This window comes from Amycolatopsis antarctica, from assembly GCF_002262875.1.
GTDB classification, from domain to species: domain Bacteria; phylum Actinomycetota; class Actinomycetes; order Mycobacteriales; family Pseudonocardiaceae; genus Amycolatopsis; species Amycolatopsis antarctica.
The window spans coordinates 1-23,861 of the sequence record NZ_NKYE01000003.1 but is presented as its reverse complement, the minus strand read 5'-3'; the positions used below and the strand labels follow the sequence as shown (position 1 = coordinate 23,861).

The following is a 23,861-nucleotide window of genomic DNA, read 5'->3' as shown; positions in this document are numbered from 1 at the left end:
GTGATTTCTCGTCTCCGGATTCGTGCCGCCGCTCTGCTCGGCCGCGATACTCGTTCATCCGTCGACTCGGGGTTCGTTCCAGTCTTGCAAAGTATGTGGTGACGCGTGTGTCATGCCGGCTCAGCCGGCAAGCTGCCTGCGCAGCGTGGCGATGCGCCCGGCCGAGCTGCCGTCGATGACCTCGTCGCCGACCCGGATCACCAGACCGCCGCCCAGGTTCGGGTCGATCTCCTGGTGCACGGCGATCTGCCTGCCGTAGATCGCACGCAGCTTCCCGGCGAGCGTGCTCTGCTGCTCATCGGTCAGCTCGGTCGCGGTGGTCACCCGCGCGACCGAGCGCTCGCGGCGCTCGGCTGCCAGCTTGACCAGTTCGTCGAGCCCGTAGCTCGCGCCACGCCCGCGCTGCCGCACAACGGCCCGCTCGGTCAGCATCCGCGTGATGGGATCGACCTTGTCGCCGAACAGGTTCCGCACCAGTCCGCGCTTCGCGTCGGCGGGCGCGGTCTGCTCGGACAGTGCCCTGTCCAGCTCGGCGGAGCCGCCGACGATCCGGGCGATGTCGAAGAGCTGACGCTCGACGGAGTCGAGGTTGCCCGTCGTCTCGGCACTGGTGAGCAGTGCCGACCGGCCGAGCGACTCCAGCCCGTCGAGCAGCTCGCGCGGGCTGGACCAGCGCGAGGAGACCGCGGTGTCGAGCACCGTCAGGGTGGGGTCGGAGACCTTGCCGTCCAGCACCGACCGGACCAGCCGGACGCGGACCTGCGGGTCGGACGAGCCGTCGCCGGCCGCCCGGCGCAGCCCGACCTCGCGGGACAGCAGGTCGACCACGGAGAGGAGCTCCTCACCGACGACCGACGGGTCGGTGCCCGCGTCGCCGAGTACCTCGCCGAGACGGTTCTCGGCGAGGCCGAGCGCCTCGCGGCTCGCAGCATGCAGCGTCATCTACTTCTACTTCCTCGTTCCGGCCGTACCGGTGGTCTCGAGCTCGGCAAGGAACCGGTCGACGGTGCCGCGACGGCGGGTCTCGTCCTCGAGCGACTCACCGACGATGCGGCTGGCCAGCTCGATGGAGTTGCGTCCCAGCTCCGAGCGCAGCTCGGCGACGATCTGCGCCTTCTGCGCCTGAAGCGCGGCCTCGCCCTGCGCCACGATGCGGCGGGACTCCTCCTGAGCTTCGGAACGCAGCTCGTCCTTGATCTGCTCGGCCTCGAGCCGGGCGTCGTCGCGGATCTTGGCCGCCTCGGAACGGGCCTCGGCGAGCTGGGCACGGTACTGCTCGAGTGCCTCCTGCGCCTCGGCCTGGGCCTGCTCGGCCTTCTTGATGCCGCCCTCGATGGTCTCCGCACGCTCGGTGTAGAGCTTCTCGAACCGCGGAACGACGAACTTCCACAGCACGAACAGCAGCAGACCGAAGGCGACGAACCCGAGGATCAGCTCCGACGGGACCGGCAGGATCGGATTGTGCTCGCTCTCAGCGGCGAGCACGGTCTGTGTCTTCAACACGACGTCTCCCAACGCGATGAGCGGTTAACTCAGCCACCGGACGCGATGAAGTAGACGACCAGACCGATCAGCGCCAGCACCTCGACCAGGACGAACGAGATCCAGGCGATGCCCTGCAGCTTGGCCTGGGCCTCCGGCTGACGCGCGGTGCCGTTGATGACCGCTGCCCAGATCAGACCCACACCGATACCGGGGCCGATCGCGCCGAGGCCATAGCCGATGGCGGCGAGACCCGGGTTGATGTCGACCGCCGCTTCGCCGGCCTGCGCAAGAACGTTGTTGCTCACGTGCATTTCCTTCCAACTCGGTCCGCAACTGCGCGGATCGGGGCTTTCGGTTATTCCTAGTGCTCTTCCGCCAGTGCGGCGCCGATGAAGTTCGCGGCGAGCAGGGCGAAAATGTAGGCCTGCAGAACCTGAATGAACGCTTCGAGGAACGTCATCGCGATGGCCAGCGCCCAGGAGAGCAGGGAAACCGGCTTGAGCGGACCCGAAGCGTCCAGCAGCGCGGTGCCACCCAGGGTGAACACCAGCAGAATCAGGTGACCGGCGAACATCGCGGCAAAAACACGAATCGCGAGCGATGCCGGCTGGAAGACGAACTTCTGGGCGAACTCGATCGGTGCGAGGAGCACGTAGATCGGCTTGGGGACGCCGGGCGGGAACATGATGTGCTTCAGGTACCCGCCGAACCCGTGCTTCTTGAACCCGACGAAGTGATAGGTCGCGTACACGAAGAGGAACAGCGCGATCGGGAAGCCGATCCGCGCCATCGTCGGGAACTGAATGACCGGGATGATCCCGAACAGATTGTTCACCAGGAGGAAGGCGAACAACGAGAAGATCAGCGGGACGAACCGACGGAAATCCTGGGCTCCGATCTGCTCACGCGCGATCGTGTTGCGGCTGAAGTCGTAGATCGACTCCGCGGCGAACTGCCCCTTGCTCGGGACGATCGACATCTTGCGCGTGGCAAGCAGGAAGTACGTGACGATGATGATCACCGACAGCACAACGAGCACCATCGGCTTGGTCACCGAACCGAAGATCGGCGGCAACACGAAGCTGTCTGCGCCCGGGGGGAACTCTGCGGCTAGAACAAGCTCGCCCAACGAGGGCTCCTTCCGGTTCTCCCGGCCGGCGTTCACTCCGCCGGGGGAATCGTCACGATCTGGACTTAACGTACCGGATGGGTTTTGCGACCTTCGAAGTGGATCCCTCTGAGTCCGAGCACGCATCCGGAACGTCGTGATGCACGCTTCCGGAAGGCCCGCGCCCCATGTCCCGCGAGGGGAATCGGCACTGTTTCCGGAGTTGTCACCAGCGACAACGGCGCACGCACCGCCTCCGCGAAACGGACGATACCAGCAGGAAAATCGCCGCCGTACAGGCGTACTCCTTACCCCGCGGGCCGCCCCGGAGAGGCTCGCGGAGCGTTACCGGCCGCTCGGGATGATGGCCGGGATCTTGGCCTTGCGGTAGGCCACGACCTCGGCCCCCGCCCACACCAGGATGACCGCCAGCAGGGTCAGCGACAGAGCGTAGGGGTGCAGCACCTCGACGCCGCGCAGCAGCGTCATCACGATCATCAGCACCATCAGCTTGAAGACGTACCCACCCAGCGCCACGGCCATCACCAGGGCCGGCATCAGGGCGGCGGACTTGCGCATCATCAGGATCGTCAGCAGGCAGGAGGCGACCGCCAGCCCACCGCCGACCAGAGCGCCGAACAGGCCGGGCAGGCCGACCCAGAGGGTGGACACCAGGACGCCGGCCGCCACCGTGGCCGCACTCGGCAGCAGTGCCGTGCGCAGCATCGAGTTGGCCAGGTCCAGCATCACCTTGGCGTGCGGGTTCTCCTCGGCGGGCGGCTCGCCCGCCCCCGTCTGCTGGGTACCGGTGTCGGCGCCGGTCTCGGTCTCACTCATCGCTGCACTCCCTGATTGCGGGACTTCAGTCTAGGGATCGCCGAAACGAGGATCGCCAGCAGCAGGCCCGCGCCGAACAACCAGAAGCCCGCGGCACCGTCGAACAGGGTCACCGAGACCGCGCCGAAGGCCAGCAGCGAGGCCCACAGGTAGATGAGCAGGACGGCACGACGCTGCGAGTGGCCGATCTCCAGTAGCCGGTGGTGCAGGTGCATCTTGTCCGCGGCGAACGGGCTCTCGCCGCGGCGGGTACGGCGGATGACGGCCATCAGCAGGTCCAGCATCGGCACGAAGACCACGGCCGCGACCACGAGCAGCGGCGAGAGCAGCGCCAGCGTGTCCGCGGGCCCGAAGTTCGTGTAGCTGATCTTGCCCGAGGCCGAGGTGCTCGCGGCGGCCAGCATCAGCCCGATCATCATCGAGCCGGAGTCGCCCATGAAGATCTTCGCCGGCTGGAAGTTGTGCGGCAGGAAACCGAGACACGCCCCGGCCAGCGTCGCGGCGATCAGCGTGGGCGGGTAGTTGCCGACGTCGCCGCCGGTGTTGGCTAGCAACCCCAGTGAGAACGCCGCGGTCGCGGCCGCCGCGATGAAGCCCAGTCCGCCGGCCAGCCCGTCCAGGCCGTCGACGAAGTTCATCGCGTTGACCATGGTGACCACCAGCAGCACGGCCAGCAGCCCGCCCTGGTTCTGGTCGAGCACCAGCACCGAGCCGAGCGAGTCGCCGTCACCGCCCCAGGGCACCCAGAACGAGAACCACTGCACGCCGAACAGCACCAGGATGCCCGCGCACATGACCTGACCGGCGAGCTTGGTCCACGAGTCGAGCTCGAACCGGTCGTCCAGCGCACCGATCAGCACGATCACGCCGCCGCCGATCAACACGCCGACCGGGTCGAGCGAGTACTCGAACGCGCGGCGCAGCACCGGAAGCTGGTGCGCGAGCGCCATCCCGCCGACCACGCCGAGGTACATGGCGAGCCCGCCCATCCGCGGGATCGGGATGACGTGCACGTCCCGGGAGCGGGGGTTGGCGATCGCGCCGACCTTCGTGGCGAACCGGCGGACGAGCCCGGTGAGCAGGAAGGTGAGCGCCGCCGTGGTGAGGGCGACGAGAAGGTACTCCCGGATCGGGAGGCCGGCGGTGACGGAAGGTGGCACGGACGCGTTATCCCCTGGATGCCCGTCGCGAAGCGTTCACCCGGACACGCTACCGCGAGCCGTGTACGGCCGGAGTTCGGCTACCGGCCGGGCGAGGAGACCGCTATCCGGGTGTGGCCACCGGCGTGCCGAGCACCTCGGTCACCGCCTCGGCGCTCACCGCGCCCTCCCGCAGCAGCACCGGTTCCGAGCCGGTGAGGTCGACGATGCTCGACGGCACCGCCTCGCCGGTCGGACCGCCGTCGAGATACACGGCCACCGAGTTGCCGAGCTGTTCGCGGGCGTCCTCCGCGGTGGCCGGGGCCGGACGCCCGGAGATGTTCGCCGAGGAGACGGCCAGCGGGCCGATGTCGCGCAGCAGTTCCAGCGCGACCGGGTGCAGCGGCATCCGCAGCATGACGGTGCCGCGGGTGGTGCCGAGGTTCCAGTTCAGGCTCGGTGCGTGCGGCAGCACCAGCGACAGGTCGCCCGGCCAGAAGGCCTCGATCAGTGCGCGGGCCTGTGGCGGCACGCCCAGCACCAGACCGTCCACTGTGGACCACGAGCCGACGAGAACGCCGACCGGCATGTCCGGGCCGCGGTTCTTGGCGCGCAGCAGCGACTGCACCGCGCCCTGGTCGAACGCGTCCGCCCCGATCCCGTAGACGGTGTCCGTCGGCAGCACCACCAGTCTGCTCGATCGCACCGCACCGGCCGCCGCCGTCAGCCCGTCCGACCTGGTGTCCTGCCTGCTGCAGTCGTACACGACGCTCATGCCCGCGAGCGTAGCCGTGCCGTCCGGACGCGACGGCCCCGGCTCGGCACCGGCGGCTCAGCTCCCGGCGCGCCGCGCGGTGGCGAAGCGGGACCTGCCCGCGAGGTCGGTGTGCGCGCGCACGTCGGCGAGGACGCGGCGGGCGGCGAGCAGTTCGGGAACGGCCGAACCCTGCGTGTCGTCGTGCTCGATGGCCACGCCGCCGCCAGGGCGCAGCAGCCGGGCGCCCGCCGCGACGGCATGCCGGATGACCTCCAGCCCGTCGCCGGGCGCGAAGACCGCGTGCTCCGGGTCGTGGTCGGCGACCTCCGGGGGCACGTACGTCCCGGCGGGCACGTACGGCGGATTGCAGAGGACGAGGTCCACCAGGCCGTCGAGTTCGGCGAACATCGTGCGGTCGCCGATGTCTCCGGAGTACAGCCGGATGGCGGAGTCGCCCGCCTCGACGCGGGTGTCGGCGTTGCGGCGGGCCCAGGCCAGCGCCGTCGCGTCGACGTCCACGGCGTACACGATCGCGTCCGGCACGGCGTTGGCGACGGCCAGCGCGAGTGCGCCGGAACCGGTGCAGAGGTCGACGACGACCGGATGGGTGCGCCCGGCCAGCACCCCGAGGCCCCATTCGAGCAGGAGTTCCGTCTCCGGCCGGGGAACGAACACGCCGGAACCGACGGCGACGGTGATCTCCCCCATCGCCGACCACCCGGTGAGGTACTGCAGCGGGACCCGCTTGGCCCGGCGGGCGACGAGCTGCCCGAGCGCCTCGACCACCGGCGGATCGACCAGCGGGGTCAGCGGCAGCCTGCCGCGGTCGACGCCCAGCACGTGCGCGGCGAGCAACTCGGCGTCGTTCCTGGGCGAGGCGACACCGGCCTCCTCGAGGATCCGGATCGCCTCCAGGATCGCCAGTCGCAGCGGTTGCCGCTTCACGGTGCCGTCCTCACGTCCTCGGCCAGCCGGTGCGCCGGTTCCTCCCGGCGCGGGGCCGGAGCGGACGGGCGGTACTGGCGGCGGTGTCACGAGCCTGTTCAAGACTGTCATACACCTGCCAGGTATCCGGCGAGCGCGCCACGGTTCTGCCGCAGCGTGTCGATCCGTTCGTCCAGCGCGTCGAGTTCCCGGCGGATCGTGCGGACCACCTCCGGGCACAGGTCCAGCTCGGCCAGGTCGCCGGCGGCGCACGGCAGTACCTCGGCGATCACCCCGGTGCTCAGCCCCAGTTCCAGCAGCGCGCGGATCTGCCGCACCGTCGTCACCGCGTCCGCCTGGTAGACGCGGTAGCCGTTGACGTCGCGCTCGGAGCGGAGCAGGCCCTGCTGCCCGTAGTAGCGCAGCATCCGCTGGCTGGCACCGGTGCGCGCGGACAGTTCGCCGATCAGCATGAGATCCACCCCACTGTGCCCGAGTTCGTGCTTGACCCTCACATCGTTGTCACTGCCTAACGTCGGGACATGACCGAACATTTCCCCTCGTTCGTCCACGGTGACGGCCCCGGCCTGGTGCTGGCGCACGGTGCGGGCGGCGACATACCGGCGAACTTCGGTGCGATCGCCGGCGCGCTGGCCGCGACGCACACCGTGGTGGGCACCGACTACCCCGGCAGCGGTGACTCCCCGTCGAGCCGCGGCGGCCCGCCGCGGCTCGACGAGCTGGCGGACACGCTGGTCCGTACCGCCCTGGCCGCCGGGCTGCCCCGGTTCACCGTTCTGGGCTACTCGCTCGGCGCGGCGGTCGCGGTACGAGCCGCCACCCGGCATCCCGAGGCGGTGGACGGACTGATCCTCACCGCCGGGTTCGCCTCGGCGGACAATCGGATCCGCCTCGCCGCCGAGGTATGGCGGGGTCTGCTCGCCCACGGCGACCGCGTGCTGCTGGCGCGGTACCTGACGCTGCTGGGGACCGGCGGGCCGTGGCTGCACGCGCTGAGTGCGTCCGAGATCGAGGAGTCCGTGGCCGCGCTCGCGGCGTTCATCCCGCCGGGCAGCGCGGACCAGGTCGAGCTGGTGTCCGATGTGGACGTTCGCGCCGAACTGGCCGGGATCGCCGTGCCCACGCTTGTCGTTGCGACCACGGAGGACGGGCTGGTGGGCCGGGAGCGGTCCAGCGAACTGGCCGAGAGGATACCCGGCGCCGAACTGCGCGAGATCCCGGCCGGACACGGCATCGGCACCGAGGCGCCCGGCGAGTGGCTGGCCGTCATCCGCGATTTCCTGGACCGGAGGGCGTGAATCGGATGGAACTGCAGCCGGTGCTGCCGAACGAGTCGGCCACGGAGAACCCTGGGCGGCTGGCCGAACTCGCGGTGGCCGCCGAGGAATCCGGCGACACCACCGCGTGGCTGCCGGGCCACCTGCTGCCGCCGGAGCCGTTCGGCGCGACCTACGGCGGGGTGTACGAACCCCTCGTCGCTTCGGCTTTCCTCGCCGCTCGGACGAGCCGGATCCGGTTCGCCCACCTCGGTGCCGGTGCTGCCGATGCGTAGTCCGTTCGCCGTCGCCAAGCAGGTGGCCGCCCTGGATCGTCTCTCCGGCGGACGGTTCACGCTCGGTGTCGGCATCGGCTGGGACGCGGTGGAGTTCGCCTCGGTCGGCGCCGACTTCGGCACCCGCGGCGGGCGCACGGACGAGGCGCTCGCGCTGCTGCGAACTGTTCGCGGGCGGCATCTCGTTCGAGGGTGAGTTCTACGGTTTCGACCACGGTCACTTCGGGCCGCGCCCGGAGGGACGGGTACCGATCATGGTGGGCGGGATGACCGATCGGGCGCTGCTGCGCGCCGTGCGCTTCGCCGACGAATGGCAGGGCGTCGGCGGCGACCCCGTGCAGTTCGCCGCTCATGTCGCCCGGCTGCGCGTGCTGGACGGCCGGATGCCCCGGGTCGGTACCCGCATCGCCTGGCCGGCGGACGGCGGCCCGGTGGACCGGGTGGTGGCGCGGGCAAGGACGCTGGCCGGGGCCGGTGCGCAGACGCTGGCCGTCCACTTCGGCGCGGACCGGACGGCGGAACGGCGGATGGCGGAACTCGCCGACGCCCTGCGCTGACGGTCCGGCATCAAGTGCGCGGGCCGGCACTCAGCCGTGGGCGGCCAGGCGCTCCTCGCGGTCTGCGGTGGCGAGCGCGTCGAGGACGGCGGCGAGCTCACCGTCGAGCACCTGGTCCAGGTTGTTCGCCTTGTAGTTCACCCGATGGTCGGAGATCCGGTTCTCCGGGAAATTGTAGGTGCGGACGCGCTCGGAGCGGTCCACGGTGCGCACCTGGGACCGGCGGGTGTCGGCGGCCTTCGTGGCGGCCTCCTCCTCGGCGATCGCCTGCAGCCGGGCCTGCAGCACCAGCAGCGCCCTGGCCCGGTTCTGGATCTGCGACTTCTCGTTCTGACAGGAGACGACGATGCCCGTGGGCACGTGCGTGATCCGGACCGCGGAGTCGGTGGTGTTCACGCTCTGGCCACCGGGACCCGAGGACCGGAAGACGTCGATACGCAGGTCGTTCTGGTCGATCTCGACCTCGACCTCCTCCGGTTCGGGGTAGATGAGCACCCCGGCCGCGGAGGTGTGGATGCGGCCCTGCGACTCGGTCGCCGGGACCCGCTGCACCCGGTGCACTCCGCCCTCGAACTTCAGCCGGGCCCAGACGCCGTCCGGGTCGGAGCCCCGGCTCTTGATCGACACGGTGACGTCCTTGAAACCGCCGAGGTCCGAGTCGGTCGCGTCGAGCACCTCGGCCTTCCAGCCGAGCCGCTCGGCGTAACGCAGGTACATCCGCAGCAGGTCGCCCGCGAACAACGCGGATTCCTCACCACCCGCACCGGACTTGATCTCCATCAGCACATCGGAGCCGTCATAGGGATCGCGCGGCAGGAGGAGCTCGGTGAGCTTCGACTCCAGGGCCGGGATCCGCTCGGCCAGTTCCTCGGCCTCCGCGGCGAAGGAGGCGTCCTCCCCGGCGAGTTCCCGGGCGGCGGTGACGTCCTCGCGGGCCGTCTCCAGTTCGTTGATCGCCTTGATGACGGGCTTCAGTTCGGCGTAACGCCTGCCCAGCCTGCGCGCGCGGGCCTGGTCGGCGTGCACCGACGGGTCGGCGAGCTGCCCCTCCAGCTCGGCGTACTCGTCCAGCAGACCCCGCAGCGAATTCGTCTCCACTCCCACACCCCTCCTCGTGCCCGCGCCGGATACCCGTCAGCGTCAGTGCTGACGACAACGGCGCCCACCCCCGGTCCGGGGATGGGCGCCGTCGGTGAAGCTACTTGCCGGCCCGCTTGCCGTAGCGCTTCTCGAAGCGCGCGACGCGGCCACCGGTGTCCATGATCTTCTGCTTGCCGGTGTAGAACGGGTGGCAAGCCGAGCAGACCTCGACGTTGATGGCGCCGGAAGACTTGGTGCTGCGCGTCGAGAACGTGTTGCCGCAGCCACAGGTCACCGTGGTGGGCACGTACTCGGGGTGGATACCGCTCTTCATCAGGGTCCTCTCGTAGTGGCCGCCGGGTCCCCGGTGGAACGTGGGGTGAACCGGTGCCGGACTTCAGCGGGCTGATTCTGCCAGATCGGCCGACGTGGTCTGCAACGCGCCTGCCCGGGCGGCTATTCCCGCACCCGCCGCGACCGGCGAGCCGCGCCGTCCGCCGCGTGACCCGCGAGTCGGCACGCGGTGCCCAGGCGTCCGGCAGCCGAGCCCGGCACAACCGAAGCGAACGAGAAAACCGTTGCGCGGCAAGGGGGTCACGTTCTGGAACGCCGGAAGGGCCGGGCACCCGCGAGGGGTGCCCGGCCCTTCCGGGGTGAAGCGAACGGGTCAGTCGTCCTGGCCCGGCGTGTTCTTCGAGACCTGCATCAGGAACTCGATGTTCGTCTTGGTCTTGCGCAGCCTGTCCAGCAGCAGCTCGATCGCCTGCTGCGAGTCCAGTGCGTGCAGCACCCGGTGCAGCTTGTGCGTCACCGCCAGCTCGTCCGGGTTGAGCAGCAGCTCCTCCTTACGGGTGCTGGACGGGTTGACGTCCACCGCGGGGAAGGTCCGCTTGTCGGCGATCTTGCGGTCCAGCTTGAGCTCCGCGTTACCGGTGCCCTTGAACTCCTCGAAGATCACCGAGTCACCGGTCGATCCGGTCTCCACCAGCGCGGTGGCGAAGATCGTCAGCGAACCGCCGTTCTCGATGTTGCGGGCCGCGCCGAGGAAACGCTTCGGCGGGTACAGCGCCGTCGAGTCGACACCACCGGAGAGGATCCGGCCGGACGCCGGGGCCGCCAGGTTGTACGAACGGCCGAGCCGGGTGACCGAGTCGAGCAGCACGACGACGTCGTGGCCCATCTCCACCAGCCGCTTGGCCCGCTCGATGGCGAGTTCGGCGAGGGTGGTGTGGTCGGACGCGGGCCGGTCGAAGGTCGCCGCGATGACCTCGCCGTTGACCGAACGCTCCATGTCGGTGACCTCTTCGGGGCGCTCGTCGACGAGCACGACCATGAGGTGACATTCCGGGTTGTTCGTGGCGATCGCGTTCGCGATGTCCTGCAGGATCGTCGTCTTGCCGGCCTTCGGCGGCGAGACGATGAGCGCACGCTGCCCCTTGCCGACCGGCATCACCAGGTCGATGACGCGGGTGGTGAGCTTGTGCGGCTCGGTCTCCAGGCGCAGGCGCTCGTTCGGGTAGAGCGGCGTGAGCTTGGTGAACTCGGGACGCTTCTTCGCCGCGTCCGGGTCCAGGCCGTTGATCGTGTCGACCTTCACCAGCGGGTTGAACTTCTGCCGCTGCTGCTCGCCGTCACGCGGCTGGCGTACGTGGCCGGTGATCGCGTCACCGCGGCGCAGGCCGTACTTGCGCACCAGCGACAGCGAGACGTACACGTCGTTCGGCCCGGCCAGGTAGCCCGAGGTACGGACGAACGCGTAGTTGTCCAGCACGTCCAGGATTCCCGCGACGGGAAGCAGGACGTCGTCCTCGCGGATCTCGGTGTCCGGGTTGCCCGCGCCGCCGCCTTCACCGCGTCCGCCACGACGGCGACGGTCACGGAACCGGCGGCCGCGACGGCCACCGCGCTCGTCGTCGTCGTCCTCGGGCTGACCGCCGCCGCGGTTGTTCTGCTGGCCCTGCTGCCCGCGCTGGCCACCCTGCTGGCGGTCCTGACGGTCCTGCCGGTCGTTCTGCTTGCGCTGGTCGCCCCCGCGCTGCTCACCGCCACGCTGACGGTCGCCACGCTGCTGGTCGCCACGCTGCTGGTCACGGTCGCCGCCGCGCTGCTGCTCGCCGTCCTCGCGCTGGCCGCCCGAGTCGGGGCTGCCCGCCGGGCGGTTGGCGCCGCGGCGCCTGCGACCACCCTCGCGCCTGCCGCCGTCCTCGCCCTGCTGGGCGTCGGAACGGCCGTCGGTGCGCTCGGGCTGCGACTGGGCGTCCGAGCTCGTCTCGTTCGGTGCCTCGGTGGCCGGGGCCGCCCCGGACGCCGCCGCGGTGGTCTCGGACCGCGTCTCGGCGCCGGTCCTCCCACTGCCGTTCTTCGACGCCTCGTTCTTCGACGGCTCGTTCTTCGGCGCCTCGCTCTTCGGGGCCTCGGCCGGGGTCTCCGTGGCTACGCCGTCGAGCGGGAGCGTGTCGCCCGCACCCGCGGCGCGGCGCTTGGTCTTGCCCTGACGCTCCCTGATGGCGGCGATGAGATCGCCCTTGCGCATGCCGGAGGTGTCGCTCACGCCCAGCTCGCCCGCGAGCTGACGGAGATCGGCGATGACCATCCCGGACAGGCCGCCCGCACGACGCTTCGGCGCACCAGCGCCGTTCGCCTGCTCGCCGGCACCGGAGTCGTCGGCGCCGCCTTCGGCAGCGGGGGCCGGCTGGGTGTCTGCGTCGCCGCTCAAGAGATCGGTGTTGCTCACACAAGTCCTTCCTGACCGATCCACACTCTGTGGTGGATCAGCGGACCGCCGCCCGCGTCCGATTGCGAGACGGCGTTTCGTTCCCCGGTGCAGGCTTTTTCAGCCAAGACGTGCGAGTCACTGCGGCAGAGCCGCCAGCACGGGAGGGTGCGTGCTCCAGGTGGAGCACACTGAATCGGCCACCGCGGCTATCTCCGAACCCGCCTGCGTCAAACCCGGCCACGTGGACGGGATTGTCGGCTGTACGGAAGATGCGATCCGAATGGATCCCCTGAGACCGTAACCGGGTGCGATACACGCACGGTGAACGACACCCCCGAGGGTAGACGGCGCCAACCAGCAGTGCAACAACCACCCCTGCGTGTCGCCGTACGCCAGGCTCCCGGCGGCCCGTCGCCGGGTCACTCCACCCGGACGCCGCCCAGGTCGACCGGTATGCCGACGACCTCGAAGCCGTCCGCCGCGACCTCGGCGGGCAGCACTCCCCCGGTGGTCAGCGCGAGCACCGAGGGACCGGCCCCGGAGATGGCCGCGGCTACTCCGTGCTGCCGGAGCTCGCCGACCAGCGCCGCGCTCGCCGGGTACGCCGACGCCCGATAGTCCTGGTGCAACCGGTCCTCGGTGGCCTCCAGCAGCAGCTCCGGCCGGGAAGTCATCGCGTGCACCGCCAGCGCGGCGCGGCCCGCGGTGAACGCGGCGTCGGCGTGCGGGACCTTCGCCGGCAACAGCCCGCGGGTCACCGCGGTGGCGGAGCGTTCCCTCGGTACGGCGAGTACCGGGCGGATCGACGGGTGCGGCACCAGCCGTTCGGCGCGGAACGCGCCGCCGGTGCACCAGGCGAGGACGAATCCGCCGAACAGGCTCGCGGCGGCGTTGTCGGCGTGCCCCTCGAACTCCGCGGCCAGTTGCAGCGCCGCCGAGTCCGGTTCGGCACCGGCCAGCGCGTACCCCGCGGCCACCCCGGACACCACGGCCGCGGCGGAGGAACCGAGTCCGCGAGCGTGCGGAATCCTGTTGTGGCAACGAAGTCGCAAACCGTCGGGCCGTACGCCGAGGTGCTCGCAGGTGCGGCGCAGCGCCTTCACCACGAGGTGTGTCTCGTCGGTCGGGACCTCGTCGACCGAGCCCGCGCCCGCGTCGACCACCTCCACCGCCAGGCCGGCGTCGGTGACCTCCACCTCGACGAGGTCGTACAGGGCGAGCGCCATGCCGAAGGTGTCGAAGCCGGGGCCGAGGTTGGCGGTGGACGCCGGGACGGTGACGCGGAACCGGGCCGTCACGAGAGTTCCAGCGCGGCGGCGACCGCGCCCGGGTCGACGGCCAGCGGTTCGACCTCGACGTTGCCCTCGAGTGCGGTCGCCGGGTCCTTCAGGCCGTGGCCGGTGACGGTGCAGACGACCGTCGAGCCCTTCGGGATCCGGCCGTCGGCGGCGGTGATCAGCAGCCCGGCGACGCTGGTCGCCGAAGCCGGCTCGACGAACACGCCCTCGCGGCGGGCGAGCAGCCCGTAGGCCTCCATGATCTGTGCGTCGGTGGCCGACTCGAACAGTCCGGCGGAGGCGTTCTTCGCCTTGACGGCGAGGTCCCAGGACGCCGGGCTGCCCACCCGGATCGCGGTGGCCACGGTGTCCGGGTCCGGCACCGGTTCGCCGTGCACCAGCGGGGCCGCGCCGGCCGCCTGGAAGCCGAACATCCGCGGCGGGGTGGTGACCAGGCCGTCCGCCGCGTACTCGGAGTAGCCCGCCCAGTAGGCACTGATGTTGCCCGCGTTGCCGACCGGCAGGCAGTGGATGTCGGGGGCGGTACCGAGCGCGTCGCAGATCTCCCACGCGGCCGTCTTCTGCCCGACCAGCCGCACCGGGTTCACCGAGTTGACGAGCGTGACGGGGTGGTCGGCGGCGGTCTTGCGGGCGAGTTCGAGGCAGTCGTCGAAGTTGCCGTCGACCTGCAGGATCCGGGCGCCGTGGCGGACCGCCTGGGCCAGCTTGCCCATCGCGATCTTCCCCTGCGGCACCAGCACCGCGCAGGTCAGCCCGGCGCGCGCGGCGTAGGCCGAGGCCGAGGCCGAGGTGTTCCCGGTGGACGCGCAGATCACCGCCCGCAGCCCGCTGGCGAGCGCGTGGGTGATCGCCACGGTCATGCCGCGGTCCTTGAACGAGCCGGTCGGGTTCGCGCCCTCGACCTTGAGGTACACCTCGCTGCCGGTCAGTTCCGACAGGTGCGGGGCCTGGATGAGCGGCGTGCCGCCTTCGCCGAGGGTGATGATCCGCGCCCCCGCCGGGATGGGGATCCGGCTCGAGTAGGCGTTGATGATTCCCGGGCGGACCGTCTCGTTCATGTGGTCAGTCCTCGCCTTCCACGCGCATCACGCTGACGACCTCGTGCACGGCGTCCAGCCGGGCAATGTCGTCCACTGTGGACTGAAGTGCGGCGTCGGCCGCGAGATGGGTCACCACCACGAGGCTGGCGGTGGAGTGCTTGTCCCGCTGGCGAACGGCGGCGATGCTCACCCCGTGCGCGGCGAAGGCCTGCGCCACCTGCGCCAGCACACCCGGACGGTCCGCCACGTCCAGGCTGATGTGATAGCGCGTCGGTGTCTGCCCCATCGGCCGCACGGGCAGGGCGGCGTGTGCCGACTCGCGGGGACCGTGCCCGTTGCCGACCTTGTTGCGCGCCACGGCGACCAGGTCGCCGAGCACCGCGCTGGCCGTCGGCGAACCGCCGGCGCCCTGGCCGTAGAACATGAGTTCCCCGGCCGCGTCCGCCTCCACGTAGACGGCGTTGAACGCGCCGTTGACGCCGGCGAGTTGGTGGCTGCGCGGGATCATCACCGGGTGGACCCTGGCCGAGACGGATTCGCTGCCGTCGTCGCTGGTCACCCGCTCGCAGATGGCGAGCAGTTTCACCGTGCGGCCGAGCACCTGGGCGGCCCTGATGTCGGAGGCGCCGACGGCGCCGATGCCCTCCCGGTGCACGTCGGCGATCGTCACCCGGCTGTGGAACGCCAGCGAGGCGAGGATCGCGGCCTTGGACGCGGCGTCGTAACCGTCCACATCGGCCGTCGGATCGGCCTCGGCGTAACCGAGCCTGCTCGCCTCGTCCAGCGTCTCGGCGTAACCGGCTCCGGTGGAGTCCATCGCCGAGAGGATGTAGTTGGTGGTGCCGTTGACGATGCCCATCACCCGGGTGATCCGGTCTCCGGCAAGGGATTCGCGCAGCGGGCGCAGCAGCGGGATGGCGCCAGCCACCGAGGCCTCGAAGTACAGGTCGGCACCGGAGGCGTCGGCGGCGACGAACAGTTCGGCCGAATGCTCGGCCAGCAGTGCCTTGTTCGCCGTGACGACGGATTTCCCTTGCGCCAGCGCGGAAAGCAGCCAGGTACGGGTCGGCTCGATGCCGCCGACCAGTTCCACCACGACGTCCACATCGGAGTCGATCAGCGCGGCAGCGTCGGACGTCAGCAGTTCCGGCGGCAGCTCCGGATGCTTGTCCGGCCTGCGTACCGCGATGCCCGCCAGCTCCACCGGCGCTCCCGCGCGGGCGGCCAGCTCCCCGGCCTGCTCGGTGAGTAGCCGGGCCACCTCGCCGCCGACCGTGCCACAGCCCAGCAGGGCCACCCTCACCGGCTTTGCCTGCGATGCGCTCACGAAACCTCCAGCTCTCCTGCGCCCGCGTCCGGGCGGTCGGCCCGGACGGTGCCGCGCGGGCGATGCCGCGCGGATGGCGACGCGCTCACGACACTTCCAGACGCAGCATGTCGTCGGTGGTCTCCCGCCGCAGCAGGACCCGGTCGGTGCCGTTGCGCACGGCGACCACCGGGGGCCGCGGCAGCCGGTTGTACGCGCTGGCCATCGAGTAGCAGTAGGCGCCGGTCGCGGCCACGGCGAGCAGGTCGCCCGGGGCGAGGCTGTCCGGCAGCCAGCAGTCGCGCACCACGATGTCGCCGGACTCGCAGTGCTTGCCGACCACCCGGGAGAGTGCCGCGCGGACCTCCTCCGGCTCCCCGTCGTCGCTGGCCCGGGAAACGAGCCTGCAGTCGTAGACGGCGTCGTAGAGCGCGGTGCGGATGTTGTCGCTCATCCCGCCGTCGACGCTGATGTAGCGGCGGACGGCCCCGTCGCCGAGCGAGACGTCCTTGATGGTGCCGACCTCGTAGAGGGTGACGGTCCCCGGCCCGGCGATTGCCCGGCCCGGCTCGCCCGCGATACGCGGCACCGGCAGCCCGGCGAACTCGCACTCCTTGCGCACGATCTCCCGGATCTGGGTGACCATCTGCGCGGGCGGCGGCGGGTTGTCCTTGTCGGTGTAGGCGATCCCGAAACCACCACCGAGGTCCACAATGGACAGTTGCTCGACGAGTTCCGGCCCGTGTTCCTTGCCCAGCTCGGCGATCAACCCGATCACCCGGCGGGCGGCGACCTCGAAACCGTCCGCGTCGAAGATCTGCGAGCCGATGTGGCTGTGCAGCCCGATGAGCCTGAGGGAGGACGCGGCCAGTACCCGGCGTACCGCCTCGGCGGCGCCGCCGGAGGCGAGGGAGAAACCGAACTTCTGATCCTCGTGGGCGGTGGCGATGAACTCGTGCGTGTGCGCCTCGACGCCCACCGTCACGCGGACCAGCACCGCCTGCTCGACACCGCGCCGCTCCGCGACCTCGGCGAGCCTGGCGATCTCGAAGTAGGAGTCGAGCACCACCGTGCCGACGCCCGCCTCGACGGCGGCCTCCAGCTCGTCGATCGACTTGTTGTTGCCGTGGAAGGTGATCCGCTCCGGCGGGAACTCGGCCCGCTGCGCCACGGCCAGCTCGCCACCACTGCACACGTCCAGGCTCAGGCCCTGCCCCGCGACCCAGCGGGCGATCTCGGTGGAGAGAAACGCCTTCGAAGCGTAGTGCACCAGCGTCGGGTCGTCGAAGGCCTCCGCGTACTCGGCGCAGCGGGACTTGAAGTCCGCCTCGTCGATCACGAACAACGGGGTGCCGTGCTTCTCGGCGAGTTCGCGGACGTCGACCCCGGCGATGCGGACGACGCCGTCCGGCGCGCGATAGGTGTTGCGCGGCCACACTTTCGGATACAGCCGGTCGAGTTCGTCCGAACTGGACGGTGGAAAACCCGACCTGTCAACGTGCGGGTAGACCTCCGCGTGCCGGGGACCGGCGGGGTGTGCGCACACTTGTTCTCGCCATCCTCACGCGCTCGCCTGCGCGTGTCGCTCGGGCAGGGCCCCGACTCCGGTGCGGGGCCCGCGTCTGCACTTACATCCGTTCCGGGGCACTGACCCCGAGCAATCGCAGGCCGTTCGCCAGTACCTGCCGGGCCGCCTCGCAGAGCGCGAGCCGGGCGTGCGTCAACGGGGTGGCCTCCTCGTCTCCCTGCGGCAGCACGCGCGCGGCATCGTAGAACTTGTGGTACGCCGCCGCGAGCCCTTCCAGATAGCGGGCGACCCGGTGCGGTTCGCGCAGCTCGGCCGCCTTGGTCAGCACGGAGGGGAACTCGCCGATCGTGCGGATCAGGTCACCCTCGCGCGGATGGGTCAGCAGCGCGAGCTCAGGGGCGCCCGTGGCGGTGATTCCCAGGTCGGCGGCGTTGCGCTGCAGGGAGGCCAGCCGGGCGTGGGCGTACTGGACGTAGAAGACCGGGTTGTCGTTGCTGTGCTTGCGCAGCAGGTCCAGATCGATGTCGAGGGTCGAGTCCACCGAGTACCGGCTCAGCTCGTACCGCGCGGCGTCCACCCCGACCGCTTCGACCAGGTCCTCCATGGTGATCACGGTGCCCGCCCGCTTACTCATCCGCACCGGCTTGCCATCGCTGATCAGGTTGACCATCTGGCCGATCAGCACCTCGACCACGGCCGGATCGCTGCCGATCGCCGCCGCCGCGGCCTTGAGCCGGACGATGTATCCGTGGTGGTCGGCGCCGAGCATGTAGAAGCACAGGCCGAAGCCACGGTCGATCTTGTCCTTGAGGTAGGCGATGTCGGCCGCGATGTACGCGGGCACCCCGTCGCCCTTGATCACGACGCGGTCCTTGTCGTCGCCGTGGGCGGTGGTGCGCAGCCACCAGGCGCCGTCGGCCTCGTACAGGCTGTCGTTGCGCTTGAGGTCCTCGATCACCGAGGCCACCGCGCCGCGATCGTGCAGCGAGCTCTCGTGGAAGTACACGTCGAAGTCGGTGCGGAACTCGTGCATGCTCTTCTTGATCTCTTCGAGCATCAGCTCCATGCCCGCGGCGCGGAAGATCCGGTGCCGCTCGGCCCCGTCCAGCGAGAGCGCGCTCGGTTCCCGGCGCAGCACCTGCGCGGCGATGTCGCTGATGTAGGCGCCCGCGTAGCCGTCCTCCGGCGCGGCCTCGCCCTTCGCGGCGGCGATCAGCGACTCGGCGAACCGGTCGATCTGGGCGCCCGCGTCGTTGACGTAGTACTCCCTGGTGACCTCGGCTCCCTGGGCCGCCAGGATGCGGCCGAGCGCGTCCCCGACTGCGGCCCAGCGGGTCCCGCCAAGGTGGATCGGGCCGGTCGGATTGGCGGAGACGAACTCCAGGTTGATCTTCCGCCCGGTCAGCACGTCACCGGTGCCGTAGGCGTCACCCGCGCTCAGGACACGCGAGACGAGGTCGCCCTGCGCGTCGGCGGCGAGCCGCAGGTTCAGGAAGCCGGGGCCGGCGACCTCGGCGGCGGCCAGTTCCCCGGCGAGCGAGAGTTCCTCGGCCAGTGCCTCGGCGAACTCACGCGGCGCGAGCCCTACTTTCTTCGCTACCTGCAGCGCCAGGTTGGTGGCGTAGTCTCCGTGCTCGGGATTGCGCGGGCGCTCGATCGTCACCTGGTCGGGCAGTGCCGCGTGGTCCAGGCCACGCGCGGAAAGTACCTGCACAGCGGACGATCGGACCAGGTCGGCAAGGGCAGCGGGAGTCACCCGGGCAGTCTAGGTGCGACCGGGTCACCGGCACGCAGACGGTCCCGGCAACCCTCGGCGCCCGATCGCCGATGCGCGCCCGGAGGCGACGCTGTTGACGGTGAACTGACACCCGGTCCCTAGACTGTCCCGGGTACTCCCCGCGGGACGGCCGTCGAACGCGCGACAGCCGGCTCCACCGGGCAAGGACGAGACGAGGTCGGAACTACCACGATGGCTAGCGGCACGAAGAAAAAGGGCACGCCCAAGAGCAACGCCGTGAAAGCGGCCCGGGGTTCCGTCGTCAGCAAGAAGCAGACGCCGTGGGGCACCATCATCGCGGTCGTCGCGATCCTCGCGCTGGCGGGCGGTGTTTTCAGCTACTACTACATCGAGTCCGCCGACAAGCGTGAGCAGGCCTCCCGGGAGGAGGCCGCCGCCGGGTTCGCACCGAGCCCGGAGAACCCGGACCCGTCCACGAAGATCCCCGGCGTCATCACCGAGCAGTACGCCGGCGGTGCGCACGTCCAGCCGACGGAGCGGGTGGCCTACGACAAGACCCCGTCCTTCGGCGGTCCGCACGACGGCTACTGGGCCTCGTGCACCGGCACCGTCTACCCGACTGCCGTGCGCACCGAGAACATGGTGCACTCCCTCGAGCACGGCGCGGTCTGGATCGCGTACAACCCCGACCAGGTCAGCGGGGACGCCCTGGAGCAGCTCAAGGTCCGCGTCGAGGGCAAGCCGTACACGATGATGTCGCCGTACCCGGGCCTGGACAAGCCGATCTCGCTGCAGTCCTGGGGACACCAGCTCAAGCTCGACGCCGCCGACGACGAGCGCATCGACCAGTTCATCGTGGCACTGCGCCAGAACCAGACCACCTACCCCGAGGTCGGCGCGTCCTGTGACGCCCTCGGACCCGGCGCGTTCGACCCGAGCGCACCCCCCGCGTTCGACCCGAGCGCCCCCGGACCCGACGCGAAGCCGATGGACTACCAGGGCTCACAGGGCGCGGCTCCGCCGGAGGCCGGCGTCGGTGGTGCCCCGGGCGGTATGCCCCCGGGCCTGCCCGGCGGTCAGCAGCCCGCGCCGGGTGGCGTTCCCGCGCCGGGCGGTCAGCCCGTTCCGCCCGCCGGAGGCTGACCGGCGTGACGAGCAAGTCCGACGATGACGGCGCCGGTCCCGAGAGGGCCGGCGCCGCGGACTCGCCGGTCGCCGACTCGTCGCCCGCAGACTCGTCACCCGCCGCGGATCAGAACGCCGGGGATCGGGACGCCGGAGACGGGGTGCCCGGGATCCAGCCGCTCGACGAGGACCCCGACGAGGAGTACCCCGAGTCCCGCACGCCCGCCTGGTCCCGCCTGGTGATCATCGGCGCGGCGATGCTCGCCGTCCTGCTCGTCGGCGCGACGGCCGGGATGCTGATCACCCAGTCGATGGCAGGCGAGGACACCGCGGCGACCCCGGGGCCGGATTCGGTGGAGGTCGGCTTCGCACAGGACATGTCGGTGCACCACTTGCAGGCCGTGACGATGGCCAACTGGGCACGCGACCACACCAGCGACCCGGCCGTTCGGCAACTCGCCTTCGACATCGGCAGCACCCAGATCGAGCAGGTCGGCCGGATGAAGGGCTGGCTCATGCTGTGGAGCCAGCCGGAGCAGGCGATCGGCGAGTACATGACCTGGATGGCCGGCGACGACGGACACGCGCACGGCGGCGGCGCCACCACGCAGGCCGCGCCGGGTGCCCCGATGCCGGGCATGGCCACCTCCGAGGAGCTGGCGAGGATGCGCAAGCTCGGCGGCACGAAGCTGGACGTGGACTTCCTGCAGCTCATGCTGCGCCACCATCAGGGCGGCTCGGAGATGGCGCAGTACGCCCAGGACCACACCGGCTCGCCCGCGGTACGGGCGCTGACGCGCAGCATCCTCGTCTCGCAGAGCGCGGAGACCGAACTGATGCGGCAGATGCTCGTCGCGCGCGGCGCTCAGCCGCTGCCCGCGCCCTGAGCGCCGGTCACCAGGTCAGCTCCGTACATCGCTTCGCCGCCTCCTGCGCTTCCACCTGGAGGGTGGCGTGGTCGATGCCGTGTGTCCCGGCCAGCAGCCGTTGCGCGGCGAGCAGCACCTCGGAGCCGTCGGCGTCCGCGTCGACCGTCAGGTGCGCGGAGGCGACCTCCATGCCCGAGGTCAACGTCCAGATGTGCAGGTCGTGCACGTCCGCGACACCCGGCAGAGCGGCAAGTTCCGCGTTGATCGCCCGCACGTCGACGAGTTCGGGCGCGTGCTGGAACAGGATGCGCAGCGCTCGGCGGGCCAGCACGTAGGTCCGCGGGAGGACGAACAGTCCGATCGCCACACCGATCACCGGGTCGGCGTAGCGCCAGCCGGTGAGCAGCGTGATCGCGCCGCTGACCAGTACGCCCACCGAGCCGATCAGGTCGGCGAGCACTTCGAGGTAGGCGCCGCGCAGGTTGATGCTCTCCTTGGCCCCGGAGCGCAGCAGGGCGAACGAGGCGAGGTTGGCCACCAGGCCCGCGGTGGCGGCGAGGACGACGGGCAGCCCGGGCACCTCGGGCGGGTCGGCGATGCGGCTGATCGCCTCGTACAGCACGTAACCCGCGACGCCGAACAGCAGCAACGCGTTGCCCAGCGCGGCCAGCACCTCGGCGCGGTAGAGGCCGAAGGTGCGCCGGTGGGTGGGCGTGCTGCGCCGGGCGAGCAGGATCGCCGTCAGCGCCATCCCGACGCCCACGACGTCGGTGAGCATGTGCGCGGCGTCGGAGATCAGGGCGAGCGAGGACGTGGCGAAACCGACCGCGAACTCCAGCACCATGAACGCCGCGCCGATGGCGAGAGCCGCGGCCAGCCTCGGCAGATGGCGCGCCGAGGCGCTGCCCGCGGTGTGTCCGTGCCCGTGACCGTGCCCCATGCGTTCGCCTCCCTCGGGTCCGGCCCAAAATATATAGTGACATGCGCATGAGTGCGATGCGACGACGATCACAGCCCACCTGGTGACATACCGATAGCCTGAGCCGATGGGGACACGAGCTGAGACCGGACCGGACGTCGCCATCGTCGGCACGGGACCCAACGGCCTCGCCGCGGGCGTGATCATGGCGCGGGCGGGCCTGTCCGTCCGGCTCTACGAGGCCGCGGACGAGATCGGCGGTGGTTCCCGTTCGGCCGACCTGTTCGACAGCGGCGTCGTGCACGACATCTGCTCCGCCGTGCACCCGATGGCGGCGGCGTCCCGCTTCTTCCGCGAGTTCGATCTCGCCGCACGTGGCGTCGAGCTGCTGCACCCAGAGGCGAGCTACGCGCATCCGCTGGACGGCGCGGACGCCGGCATCGCCTACCGCAGCCTGGACCGCACCTGCGAACGGCTCGGCCGCGACGGTGCCCGCTGGCGCAGGCTGATGGGTCCGCTGGTGCGGCGCAGCAGCCACCTCGTCGACCTGCTGCTGTCCAACCAGCGGCAGGTTCCGCTCGACCTGCTGACGCCGCTGCTCCTCGGTTCCCGCGTGCTCGCGCACGGCACTCCGCTGGCGTCCCGGATGTTTCGCGAACCGCAGGCGGCGGCCATGTTCGCCGGGGTGGCGGCACACGCCGTGCAGGGCCTGCCGAGCCTGCCCGGCGGGGCGGTCGGCCTGCTGCTCGGCCACCTCGCGCACAGCAGCGGCTGGCCGGTGCCCCGCGGTGGCAGCGGCCGGATCGCCGAGGTGCTGGCCGAGGACATCCGCGCACACGGCGGCACCCTGCACACCGGCACGCCGATCACCGACATCCGCGAACTGGGTGGCGCCCGCACGGTGCTGCTCGACGTCGCACCACGCGGTTTCAGCGCACTGGCGGGTGAGGTGCTGCCGGAGCGGTACCGCCGCAGGCTCGACGGGTTCCAGTACGCGTCCGGCGCCGCGAAGGTCGACTTCCTCGTCAGCGAGCCGATTCCGTGGCGCGACCCGGAGGTGGGGCGCGCCGGGACGGTGCACATCGGCGGCACCCAGCGGGAGATCTGGCGCAGTGAGACGGCGGCGGCGGGCGGGGTCCGGCCGGACGAACCGTTCGTGCTCCTCGCCGATCCGATGGCCGCCGACCCGAGCCGGGGGCTGCCCGGCAAGCGCCCGGTGTGGGCCTACTGCCACGTTCCCAACGGCGACACCGTGGACCCGACCGAACTCGTGCGCGCCCAGATCGAGCGGCACGCACCGGGATTCGGCGACACGATCATCGCCTCGCGGGCGGTCAGCACCGACAAGATGGAGGCGTACAACCCGAACTACGTCGGCGGCGACATCAGCGCGGGTGCCATGTCGCTGACCCAGGCCGCGTTCCGTCCCGCGCCCGCGCTCGACCCGCACCGGACCCCGCTGGCCGGGGTCTACCTGTGCTCGGCGTCCAGCGTCCCCGGCCCCGGCGTGCACGGCATGTGCGGCTACTACGCGGCACGGTCCGCGCTGCGCCGCGAGTTCGGCATCCGTGAGCTGCCCGCGCTCGGCCCACGTGGCCGGACCGCCGACGCCGGCGCCCGGGGCATACGCTAGGCTTTCGACGTCGCACAGCGATGGCGCCCTCGTAGCTCAGGGGATAGAGCACTGCCCTCCGGAGGCAGGTGTCGCAGGTTCGAATCCTGCCGAGGGCACAACTGTGATGTCTCAGGACATCGGCGACAGTCGGACCGACGAAGTGTCGGTTCGGCTGTTGTTATGTGTGGGGTCGGCGGGTGGGCCCTTTGGGGGCTCCGGTGGGTTGGTAGTCGCGTCTGGGGTTGAT

General features: G+C 70.8%; 25 protein-coding genes and 1 tRNA gene. 8 read left to right on the top strand and 18 right to left on the bottom strand.

All coding sequences use genetic code 11. The annotated features are described in order from the left end of the window. Window positions 1–120: 120 nt before the first annotated feature. The 9 genes from CFN78_RS05880 to CFN78_RS05840 all read right to left on the bottom strand — a co-directional run bounded on the left by CFN78_RS05880 (window position 121) and on the right by CFN78_RS05840 (window position 6,723). The gene (locus CFN78_RS05880) at window positions 121–942 is read right to left on the bottom strand and encodes a F0F1 ATP synthase subunit delta (RefSeq protein ID WP_094861589.1); all 822 of its coding nucleotides are present in this window, start codon (window positions 940–942) and stop codon (window positions 121–123) included. Between the two features lie 6 nt (window positions 943–948). Beyond that, window positions 949–1,503 carry a F0F1 ATP synthase subunit B gene (locus CFN78_RS05875; RefSeq protein WP_094861588.1) on the bottom strand — a complete coding sequence of 185 codons (555 nt, stop codon included), beginning with the start codon at window positions 1,501–1,503 and terminating at the stop codon, window positions 949–951. Window positions 1,504–1,532: 29 nt separating this feature from the next. After that, complete coding sequence (locus CFN78_RS05870) at window positions 1,533–1,790, bottom strand: ATP synthase F0 subunit C (protein WP_094861587.1); 258 nt, start codon at window positions 1,788–1,790, stop codon at window positions 1,533–1,535. A gap of 56 nt (window positions 1,791–1,846) precedes the next feature. Beyond that, complete coding sequence (gene atpB, locus CFN78_RS05865) at window positions 1,847–2,614, bottom strand: F0F1 ATP synthase subunit A (RefSeq protein WP_205660456.1); 768 nt, start codon at window positions 2,612–2,614, stop codon at window positions 1,847–1,849. A gap of 324 nt (window positions 2,615–2,938) precedes the next feature. Next, window positions 2,939–3,430, bottom strand: a complete 492-nt coding sequence (locus CFN78_RS05860; RefSeq protein ID WP_240519298.1) for a Cg1360 family ATP-synthase-associated protein — start codon at window positions 3,428–3,430, stop codon at window positions 2,939–2,941. Next, a complete protein-coding gene (locus tag CFN78_RS05855; protein ID WP_094861585.1) occupies window positions 3,427–4,590 on the bottom strand; it encodes a glycosyltransferase family 4 protein in 1,164 nt (387 codons plus the stop codon). The genes CFN78_RS05860 and CFN78_RS05855 overlap by 4 nt, the downstream gene beginning before the upstream one ends. A gap of 103 nt (window positions 4,591–4,693) precedes the next feature. Further along, window positions 4,694–5,344 (bottom strand): L-threonylcarbamoyladenylate synthase, encoded by a 651-nt coding sequence (locus tag CFN78_RS05850; RefSeq protein WP_094861584.1) that lies wholly within the window; start codon window positions 5,342–5,344, stop codon window positions 4,694–4,696. Between the two features lie 57 nt (window positions 5,345–5,401). Further along, window positions 5,402–6,271, bottom strand: coding sequence for a peptide chain release factor N(5)-glutamine methyltransferase (gene prmC, locus CFN78_RS05845; protein WP_094861583.1), 870 nt, complete (start codon window positions 6,269–6,271; stop codon window positions 5,402–5,404). A gap of 107 nt (window positions 6,272–6,378) precedes the next feature. Further along, window positions 6,379–6,723: a MerR family transcriptional regulator gene (locus tag CFN78_RS05840; RefSeq protein WP_094861922.1), complete on the bottom strand. Its 345-nt coding sequence runs from the start codon at window positions 6,721–6,723 to the stop codon at window positions 6,379–6,381. A 69-nt stretch (window positions 6,724–6,792) separates the two neighbouring features. On the opposite strand from CFN78_RS05840, the gene CFN78_RS05835 reads away from it, so the two are divergent. The 4 genes from CFN78_RS05835 (at window position 6,793) to CFN78_RS29715 (ending at window position 8,380) form a co-directional block, all read left to right on the top strand. Further along, window positions 6,793–7,569, top strand: coding sequence for an alpha/beta fold hydrolase (locus CFN78_RS05835; RefSeq protein WP_094861582.1), 777 nt, complete (start codon window positions 6,793–6,795; stop codon window positions 7,567–7,569). A gap of 5 nt (window positions 7,570–7,574) precedes the next feature. Next, entirely contained in the window at window positions 7,575–7,823 is a 249-nt protein-coding gene (locus CFN78_RS30070; RefSeq protein ID WP_205660442.1) for an LLM class flavin-dependent oxidoreductase, read from the top strand. Continuing rightward, window positions 7,816–8,019: an LLM class flavin-dependent oxidoreductase gene (locus CFN78_RS30065; RefSeq protein ID WP_276307324.1), complete on the top strand. Its 204-nt coding sequence runs from the start codon at window positions 7,816–7,818 to the stop codon at window positions 8,017–8,019. The genes CFN78_RS30070 and CFN78_RS30065 overlap by 8 nt, the downstream gene beginning before the upstream one ends. 70 nt (window positions 8,020–8,089) lie before the next feature. Further along, the gene (locus tag CFN78_RS29715) at window positions 8,090–8,380 is read left to right on the top strand and encodes a hypothetical protein (protein WP_240519297.1); all 291 of its coding nucleotides are present in this window, start codon (window positions 8,090–8,092) and stop codon (window positions 8,378–8,380) included. A gap of 30 nt (window positions 8,381–8,410) precedes the next feature. Here CFN78_RS29715 and prfA read toward each other — a convergent pair whose 3' ends face one another. The 8 genes from prfA to argS all read right to left on the bottom strand — a co-directional run bounded on the left by prfA (window position 8,411) and on the right by argS (window position 19,104). Further along, window positions 8,411–9,478: a peptide chain release factor 1 gene (gene prfA, locus CFN78_RS05825; RefSeq protein WP_094861581.1), complete on the bottom strand. Its 1,068-nt coding sequence runs from the start codon at window positions 9,476–9,478 to the stop codon at window positions 8,411–8,413. A 100-nt stretch (window positions 9,479–9,578) separates the two neighbouring features. Beyond that, window positions 9,579–9,794: a 50S ribosomal protein L31 gene (gene rpmE, locus CFN78_RS05820; protein WP_094861580.1), complete on the bottom strand. Its 216-nt coding sequence runs from the start codon at window positions 9,792–9,794 to the stop codon at window positions 9,579–9,581. A gap of 333 nt (window positions 9,795–10,127) precedes the next feature. After that, window positions 10,128–12,194, bottom strand: a complete 2,067-nt coding sequence (gene rho / locus CFN78_RS05815; RefSeq protein ID WP_094861579.1) for a transcription termination factor Rho — start codon at window positions 12,192–12,194, stop codon at window positions 10,128–10,130. Window positions 12,195–12,595: 401 nt separating this feature from the next. Then, window positions 12,596–13,474 carry a homoserine kinase gene (thrB, locus tag CFN78_RS05810; RefSeq protein WP_094861578.1) on the bottom strand — a complete coding sequence of 293 codons (879 nt, stop codon included), beginning with the start codon at window positions 13,472–13,474 and terminating at the stop codon, window positions 12,596–12,598. Further along, window positions 13,471–14,532, bottom strand: a complete 1,062-nt coding sequence (gene thrC / locus CFN78_RS05805) for a threonine synthase (RefSeq protein WP_094861577.1) — start codon at window positions 14,530–14,532, stop codon at window positions 13,471–13,473. Before thrC ends, thrB begins: the two co-directional genes overlap by 4 nt. 4 nt (window positions 14,533–14,536) lie before the next feature. Beyond that, window positions 14,537–15,841: a homoserine dehydrogenase gene (locus CFN78_RS05800; RefSeq protein ID WP_094861576.1), complete on the bottom strand. Its 1,305-nt coding sequence runs from the start codon at window positions 15,839–15,841 to the stop codon at window positions 14,537–14,539. A gap of 85 nt (window positions 15,842–15,926) precedes the next feature. Then, on the bottom strand, window positions 15,927–17,366 hold the full coding sequence (gene lysA, locus CFN78_RS05795; RefSeq protein WP_094861575.1) for a diaminopimelate decarboxylase: 1,440 nt from the start codon (window positions 17,364–17,366) through the stop codon (window positions 15,927–15,929). Between the two features lie 82 nt (window positions 17,367–17,448). Next, window positions 17,449–19,104 carry an arginine--tRNA ligase gene (argS, locus tag CFN78_RS05790; RefSeq protein ID WP_094861574.1) on the bottom strand — a complete coding sequence of 552 codons (1,656 nt, stop codon included), beginning with the start codon at window positions 19,102–19,104 and terminating at the stop codon, window positions 17,449–17,451. A gap of 213 nt (window positions 19,105–19,317) precedes the next feature. Here argS and CFN78_RS05785 point away from each other — a divergent pair, with 213 nt between their 5' ends. Then, on the top strand, window positions 19,318–20,229 hold the full coding sequence (locus CFN78_RS05785) for a DUF3105 domain-containing protein (RefSeq protein WP_094861573.1): 912 nt from the start codon (window positions 19,318–19,320) through the stop codon (window positions 20,227–20,229). 143 nt (window positions 20,230–20,372) lie between these two features. Then, entirely contained in the window at window positions 20,373–21,098 is a 726-nt protein-coding gene (locus CFN78_RS05780; RefSeq protein WP_420807859.1) for a DUF305 domain-containing protein, read from the top strand. A gap of 7 nt (window positions 21,099–21,105) precedes the next feature. Here the strand turns inward: CFN78_RS05780 and CFN78_RS05775 are convergent, their stop codons facing one another. Further along, the gene (locus tag CFN78_RS05775; protein ID WP_094861572.1) at window positions 21,106–22,020 is read right to left on the bottom strand and encodes a cation diffusion facilitator family transporter; all 915 of its coding nucleotides are present in this window, start codon (window positions 22,018–22,020) and stop codon (window positions 21,106–21,108) included. Between the two features lie 106 nt (window positions 22,021–22,126). On the opposite strand from CFN78_RS05775, the gene CFN78_RS05770 reads away from it, so the two are divergent. After that, on the top strand, window positions 22,127–23,632 hold the full coding sequence (locus CFN78_RS05770) for a phytoene desaturase family protein (RefSeq protein ID WP_094861571.1): 1,506 nt from the start codon (window positions 22,127–22,129) through the stop codon (window positions 23,630–23,632). Window positions 23,633–23,657: 25 nt separating this feature from the next. Next, window positions 23,658–23,730 (top strand) — tRNA-Arg (locus CFN78_RS05765). The last annotated feature ends 131 nt before the right edge of the window (window positions 23,731–23,861 follow it).

Coding starts and splice junctions, on each gene's coding strand:
- thrC (WP_094861577.1), bottom strand. CDS start 14,532: ATGAACGAGACGGTCCGCCCGGGAATCATCAACGCCTACTCGAGCCGG.
- CFN78_RS05770 (WP_094861571.1), top strand. CDS start 22,127: ATGGGGACACGAGCTGAGACCGGACCGGACGTCGCCATCGTCGGCACG.
- CFN78_RS05840 (WP_094861922.1), bottom strand. CDS start 6,723: ATGCTGATCGGCGAACTGTCCGCGCGCACCGGTGCCAGCCAGCGGATG.
- CFN78_RS05850 (WP_094861584.1), bottom strand. CDS start 5,344: ATGAGCGTCGTGTACGACTGCAGCAGGCAGGACACCAGGTCGGACGGG.
- CFN78_RS30065 (WP_276307324.1), top strand. CDS start 7,816: ATGCGTAGTCCGTTCGCCGTCGCCAAGCAGGTGGCCGCCCTGGATCGT.
- CFN78_RS29715 (WP_240519297.1), top strand. CDS start 8,090: ATGACCGATCGGGCGCTGCTGCGCGCCGTGCGCTTCGCCGACGAATGG.
- CFN78_RS05775 (WP_094861572.1), bottom strand. CDS start 22,020: ATGGGGCACGGTCACGGGCACGGACACACCGCGGGCAGCGCCTCGGCG.
- CFN78_RS05860 (WP_240519298.1), bottom strand. CDS start 3,430: ATGAGTGAGACCGAGACCGGCGCCGACACCGGTACCCAGCAGACGGGG.
- CFN78_RS05880 (WP_094861589.1), bottom strand. CDS start 942: ATGACGCTGCATGCTGCGAGCCGCGAGGCGCTCGGCCTCGCCGAGAAC.
- CFN78_RS05835 (WP_094861582.1), top strand. CDS start 6,793: ATGACCGAACATTTCCCCTCGTTCGTCCACGGTGACGGCCCCGGCCTG.
- rpmE (WP_094861580.1), bottom strand. CDS start 9,794: ATGAAGAGCGGTATCCACCCCGAGTACGTGCCCACCACGGTGACCTGT.
- CFN78_RS30070 (WP_205660442.1), top strand. CDS start 7,575: ATGGAACTGCAGCCGGTGCTGCCGAACGAGTCGGCCACGGAGAACCCT.
- CFN78_RS05785 (WP_094861573.1), top strand. CDS start 19,318: ATGGCTAGCGGCACGAAGAAAAAGGGCACGCCCAAGAGCAACGCCGTG.